The following is a 4,674-nucleotide window of genomic DNA, read 5'->3' on the forward strand; positions in this document are numbered from 1 at the left end:
AATTTATTCTAAATCTATTAAAGAACCATAAATGCGATAACAACCGCCATGATAGGAATCGCCTCTACGAACGCAACCCCGATAAACATTGTTGATTGAAGCATACCTCTTGCTTCTGGTTGACGAGCAATCCCTTCTACTGTACGAGAAACGATTAATCCGTTACCTAAACCTGCACCTAGTGCTGCTAAACCAATTGCAATTGCTGCTGCTAATGAACCCATTATTAAAATCCTCCCTAAATTGTAATTATTATAAAGTTTGTCCATTTTCTGAACTGGGTATATATATTAATGGTCTTGACTTACTTTATGAGCCATATAAACCATTGTTAATAAAGTGAAAATAAAAGCTTGGATACTTCCGATAAAAATAGAGAACCCTTGCCATACCATTGTTAATGGGAAGGCTGCTATTGTACCAATAATATTTGTCTTAGCTAAGCTATTCACTAGTAAGTCTAGTAGAACCTCACCCGCAAAAATGTTTCCGTATAATCGAAGACCAAGTGTGAGTGTATTAGAGAATTCTTCGACAATTTTTAATGGTAGTAAAAATCCTACTGGCTGTACATACTCCCTAAAGTATCCTTTTGTACCACGCATTTTGACACCGTAGTAATGAGTTAAACCCACTACCATAATTGCCAACGTTAAGGTTATACCAGGATCGGCAGTTGGGGATTTCCACCAAAGCGTATGATCCACTGTAATAGCGAAAGGCAGTCCTAACATGTTGGAAATAAAGATGTACATAAGAAGGGTGATCCCTAATACGTGAAATCTTCCACCATCTTTCCAATCCATGTTATTCTTAATAATATTTCGGACAAAGTCCATTATCCACTCCATCAAATTTTGTCTGCCAGTTGGCTTCATTTGAAGATTTCGAGTAAGGAAAAATGCGATTAAAAACACAATTAAACTTGATACAACAATCATTAAAACATTAGATAGGTTAAAAGTTAATCCTAAAAACACTTTGGTAGGTGCTTCATGATGCAATATTACTCACCTCTTTTCTCACCATTCTTATGTAAAATAAAATAACGCACTAAATAATCTGCCATAATGACAATATAAGCTGTCATCAATCCAATTACAACACTTATTAAGTGAACTTTTTGTGGATATTCTACGGCAATTAAGCAAACAATTACTGCTGTCGCCATTCGAGAAAGAGTTCCTAAACCATAAACCTTCCCTTCATCTTCAATGGCTTTATCAAATACCTTTGCTCTTCTAACCAATAAGGTGAGATTGAATACACTGGCACTCGTTCCGACGAAGAGACCAAGAAAAACAGATTGATAGGGGGTAAGCGCCCAAGCAAATGCACAAAATGATAAAAAGAAATAAAGATATTTTTTAACCCTTATGTATATCTCAAATAATTGTTCCAAATCTCTATCCTCCTTTATTTTCAGGGCATCACTCTAAACCCGCGAAAAATAAAGCGAAGCAGAGAAAAAGCACATTCCTTTTGTATCATTTTACGGGTGTCAATCCAGATAATTTATCTTCAATTTCCAAAGATAAACTAGTAAAATTCACTTTTGCCCGTTAACTCTATTAACACTATCTCTGTGTTAAAATCTTGATACTCCGCGGGTGAAAACCTATTCATACCCCTTGTAAGCATACAATAGGGTATTGTCAATGTCAATGCATTTAAATACAAAAAAAAAATTCATTGCTCACCTTTTAACAATCTCTAACTTATAGCTTATTTTATTTTCAACATTTTTTCAAGCATGTCCTCTTTTCCGGCTTTTTTCGCAAAAACTTTGATTCGATAGTTTCCTGATTCGTCCAAATCTCCAACACTAAATACCCCTTTTAACCGTCCTCTTTTCACTTCTTTTTTCCAATCTAAAAACTGAATAAATTGTAATGTATCTTCCCGAAAAAGAGCTATTCCAAATTCTTCAGCGCCTGTCGGTAAATACGTCTCATATTCATAACTATTTTCTCCAGTCTTTTTAAGGAGATCAAACCCCATAATTCTAGGATAGTCGGGTTCCTCTAGTACATATAAATAAGGAAGTTTTATTAATTGCTCACCGGCCCTTACCTTAATTATACCATCTTGAAGTTTTTCATTAAAAAGATTACTGTCAATATTCATTATAATTGGGACATTTTTCTTCTGACCCGGTTTTAGTGTAAATGAAAGAGGCAATCGCCAGCTAATCCCCCTTTTTCCTTTTGGAAAATCAAAGGATATTTTTTCCATATTATCACCGACATTTTTAACCGTAATGTACGCCTTATATTGGTTTTGTTCTTTCACCAATTTGTATTTACCAAAACGAATACTTCCAGGCGTAATTAGAACATTAGCTTTTATCGCTTTATCAACTTGAATTCGACCTGCCCCTTGTTCATATACTTTATATGTCACATTTTGTCTATTTTTGACCGGCTTTGCTGTATTCATTAAAGATGCTTTCACTTCTTCTGGACCCCAGTCTGGATGCGCCTCTAATAACAATGCACAAGCTCCCGCAACAAAGGGAGCTGCCATACTTGTCCCTTGTAATGACATATAACCATTAGGGACTGTGCTATTTATCACTACTCCTGGCGCAAGCACATCTGGTTTAATTTCCCAAGTGCTTGTAACAGGGCCTCTAGAGCTAAAATCTGCCAATATATCTTTTTCCCATTTTTTTACTATTGTTAAATATGTTTCTTTTTTACGAATAGACTCCTTTATAAATTCTCCCTCTGCCTTCGTAATTCCTGCCACTGGTATAGCTACTTCTTTTTCTAGCATCCCTTGAAAAGGTCCTTCTATGTTGTTGTATATAAGTACACCAATCGCTCCCATTTCATATGCGTTTTGCACTTTTTCTGTAAAGGTTAGTTCGCCTCTTTCCATTAATACAAGTTTTCCTTTTACATCGGTTAATTGATTTTTCTTCCCTATTCCACCACTTACTAAGTGAACAGAGCCTGTATCTGCCCATTTTTCACTATTTTCCATATTGGTTAAAGGGATTTTATGATCATTTATAAGGATAAAAGGTGTATATATATTAGGAGTGGAGGCTCCAACTGAAATAGCTTTAGAGGCTGTACCTGGAGAACCGACCGTCCATTCTGCTGGACCTGCATTCCCAGCAGCCGCAACGGCAATAATCCCCTTCTTCACTACCTCATTTAAGGCAAGACTAATCGGCAAATCTGGACCATTTACATCACTGCCTAATGAGAGGTTAATAATATCTACTTTATCTCTTACAGCTCTATCAATCGCAGCCAATATTTGCTCTGTTGTTCCAGAGCCCCCCGGACCTAGTGCTCTATAGGCATAAATAATCGCATTAGGAGCTACACCTTTCATCTTTCCATCTGCTGCAATAATCCCAGCGACATGTGTACCATGAAAAGTATCTCTCCTGCCTAATCCCTTTGTTTCCATCGGATCCTGGTCCTTATCTACAAAATCATAGCCTTCCTTATAGTTCTTCTGTAAATCGGAATGCTGATAGTCTATTCCTGTATCTATGACACCTACCTTTATTCCTTTGCCACTTAGATGCTCTAATGATTTTCCTAAGGAATTTCTTATTTCATCTGCTCCTATAATTTCAACAGGGTCATCTGCTTCTGCCATATATGTTTGCACCTTTGATACTTGATTTACGCTTTCGCTTTGTTTTAACTCTTCCAGTTCACGTACAGGGCCTTCTACCGAAAAACCACTGAATACTTCTTTAAATATAAATCTTCTTTCTAAATGAGGGTATTCCTTAAGGAGCTCATCTATTTCTTGTTCGGTATAATTAGTCTTCGTATGCACAATGGCAATTTGTAATTCGTTTGGATTTTGCGAGGGTAAGTCTGGAGTTTTTAAGGATGCAGCTAATGTTGTATAGGATATGAATAGTGGGAAAATGAGGAGTATTCCAAGCGTTCTTTTTAACATACCAATCACCCCTTGCAAATCATTATGCTTTTTATTCTGACCGCAAGTTGTTATTTTATGTATCCATGAAATCAGGTGTGACTTTTCTCACACAAACAAATGCCAATACTAATAATTTCGTTCAAGATGAATATAAATTAAAAAGGGAAATACTGCTTTTTTTATAAAGTTTGGTGCAAAAGTAAAAATAGGGTGGTTCTGTATGGAAATGGGGTTTGTCCATCTATCAGCCATTATCGTAGCAATTTTTCAAGTATTACTTTCAGTTAGTTATCCATTAGGAGAGTATGTGATGGGTGGTTCTCATAAGGGTTCTACCAAAAAAATTGCGGATTTTGAGTATATTAAATGCTATCATTCTCTTATTTATTAGTTTGATTTTTCTAACACATACAAATGTGTTAACCACCTTTCATTTTTTACCAACAAACATATTAGTCTGTGTTATTACCTTATACCTTGGTTTAAATACAGTAATTAATCTACTGTCTCAAAGTAAGAAAGAAAGGTTTATCATGACGCCATTATCATTCATTGCTTTTCTCTTATGTTTATTTGTCTTTTTATCTACTTTAAAACTTTGAAGCCCACTAAGAAGCTTGCAAGTCTTTTTCCTTATTTATCGAGTGTTCGAGAGGACCCGAACTTATCGGTTGGGGTATAAGACAAAGCATCTGAGTTGAAAAATAGACGGAAGAATTTCGCTTATTTAGTAATTATTATTAAAAAAGGCTTAAATAG

The 4,674-nt window shown here is 35.6% G+C and carries 5 protein-coding genes; 1 reads left to right on the plus strand and 4 read right to left on the minus strand.

The window, feature by feature from the left end; genetic code table 11:
- Positions 1-17: 17 nt before the first annotated feature.
- The 4 genes from atpE to ADJ83_RS20240 all read right to left on the minus strand — a co-directional run bounded on the left by atpE (position 18) and on the right by ADJ83_RS20240 (position 3,933).
- On the minus strand, positions 18-224 hold the full coding sequence (gene atpE / locus ADJ83_RS20225) for a F0F1 ATP synthase subunit C (protein ID WP_016204791.1): 207 nt from the start codon (positions 222-224) through the stop codon (positions 18-20).
- 66 nt (positions 225-290) lie between these two features.
- Positions 291-1,004: a F0F1 ATP synthase subunit A gene (gene atpB, locus ADJ83_RS20230; protein ID WP_031536716.1), complete on the minus strand. Its 714-nt coding sequence runs from the start codon at positions 1,002-1,004 to the stop codon at positions 291-293.
- A gap of 2 nt (positions 1,005-1,006) precedes the next feature.
- Positions 1,007-1,402, minus strand: a complete 396-nt coding sequence (locus ADJ83_RS20235; protein ID WP_031536717.1) for an ATP synthase subunit I — start codon at positions 1,400-1,402, stop codon at positions 1,007-1,009.
- 323 nt (positions 1,403-1,725) lie between these two features.
- Positions 1,726-3,933 carry a S8 family serine peptidase gene (locus ADJ83_RS20240; protein ID WP_048718917.1) on the minus strand — a complete coding sequence of 736 codons (2,208 nt, stop codon included), beginning with the start codon at positions 3,931-3,933 and terminating at the stop codon, positions 1,726-1,728.
- 202 nt (positions 3,934-4,135) lie between these two features.
- Here ADJ83_RS20240 and ADJ83_RS26360 point away from each other — a divergent pair, with 202 nt between their 5' ends.
- Positions 4,136-4,306, plus strand: a complete 171-nt coding sequence (locus tag ADJ83_RS26360; protein ID WP_231512528.1) for a hypothetical protein — start codon at positions 4,136-4,138, stop codon at positions 4,304-4,306.
- Positions 4,307-4,674 lie beyond the last annotated feature (368 nt).

The sequence above is a fragment of the Bacillus sp. 522_BSPC genome (assembly GCF_001076885.1).
Lineage (GTDB): Bacteria > Bacillota > Bacilli > Bacillales > Cytobacillaceae > Niallia > Niallia hominis.

Coding starts and splice junctions, on each gene's coding strand:
- atpE (WP_016204791.1), bottom strand. CDS start 224: ATGGGTTCATTAGCAGCAGCAATTGCAATTGGTTTAGCAGCACTAGGT.
- ADJ83_RS20240 (WP_048718917.1), bottom strand. CDS start 3,933: ATGTTAAAAAGAACGCTTGGAATACTCCTCATTTTCCCACTATTCATA.
- ADJ83_RS26360 (WP_231512528.1), top strand. CDS start 4,136: ATGGAAATGGGGTTTGTCCATCTATCAGCCATTATCGTAGCAATTTTT.